The organism is Pseudomonas sp. DCB_BI (genome assembly GCF_026240995.1).
GTDB lineage: Bacteria > Pseudomonadota > Gammaproteobacteria > Pseudomonadales > Pseudomonadaceae > Aquipseudomonas.
Window position 1 is genome coordinate 1 of the sequence record NZ_JAPFCG010000055.1, and the last position, 1,098, is coordinate 1,098.

The window sequence follows — 1,098 nt, forward strand, 5'->3', positions numbered from 1 at the left end:
GGCGGTTGCAGGAGCTGAGTGCAACACAGTTACTGGATTGAGGCGGGAGCCTCGTGATGCTTGGCCATCAGCTCGGTCATGACCTCGATGGGGCACTTGAAACCGAAGCGCTTACGCGGTCGGATGTTCAACTCGTAGGCAATCGCATCCAACTGCTCTTGGCTGCACACCGACAGATCCGTGCCCTTGGGCAGGTACTGGCGGATCAGTCCGTTGATGTTCTCATTGCTGCCGCGCTGCCAGGGGCTGTGCGGGTCGCAGAAGTAAATTGCCACCCCGGTCTTCTGGGTGATTTCCGCGTGACGCGCCATCTCCCGCCCTTGGTCGTAGGTCATGCTCTTGCGGGCCGCCAGCGGCATATGGTTCAGCGCCGAACTGAAGCCTTCCACGGCCGAGGTCGCCGTCGCGTCTTGCATCTTCACCAGCATCAGGTAGCCGCTGGTGCGTTCGACTAGCGTACCCACGGCCGATGCGTTGGCTTTGCCCTTGATCAAGTCGCCCTCCCAATGTCCCGGCATCACGCGATCCTCGATCTCCGGCGGACGCACATGGATGCTGACCATGTCCGGGATCTGGCCACGGCGATCTACGCCGCCAGAACGCGGACGGCGGGAGGTTTTGCCTTGCCGCAGGCAGATGATCAGCTCCTTGCGCAGTTCGCCGACCGGCAGGGCATAGATCGCGTTGTAGATCGTCTCGCGGCAGACGTAGGCGTCTTCGAAGCTTGGGGATTTCATGGTTCGCAGCTTGCCGGCAATCTGCTCGGGAGAAAAGCGCTGTCGCAGCAGGTGGGCGACCAGCTCGAACAATTCGTTGCCGGGCACCAGCTTTTGCCGGGGCCGGCAGGGCAATCGACGATCGCGCATGGCTTGTTGGGCATGCTGGGTGGTGTACTCACCCCGGGCATCACGATTGCGACGGATCTCGCGACTGATCGTTGAGGGGCTGCGGTTGAGCATTCGGGCAATGGCGCGCTGGCTCATGCCACGCAGCAGACTGACCTGGATATCGGAGCGTTCTTCAACGCTGAGTTCGTGATAAGACATGGCAACACCCTACCGGAAAGGTCAGGTGTTGCACTCAGTTTTTGCCGCCGCC

The 1,098-nt window shown here is 61.3% G+C and carries 1 protein-coding gene; it reads right to left on the reverse strand.

Annotation, left to right across the window (positions count from 1 at the left end; all coding sequences use genetic code 11):
• Positions 1-29 precede the first annotated feature (29 nt).
• Positions 30-1,046: an IS30 family transposase gene (locus OO258_RS27255; protein ID WP_008435491.1), complete on the reverse strand. Its 1,017-nt coding sequence runs from the start codon at positions 1,044-1,046 to the stop codon at positions 30-32.
• Positions 1,047-1,098 lie beyond the last annotated feature (52 nt).

What these genes read in the sequence shown, in the direction of transcription:
- OO258_RS27255 (WP_008435491.1), bottom strand. Translation starts at nt 1,046, where the DNA reads ATGTCTTATCACGAACTCAGCGTTGAAGAACGCTCCGATATCCAGGTC.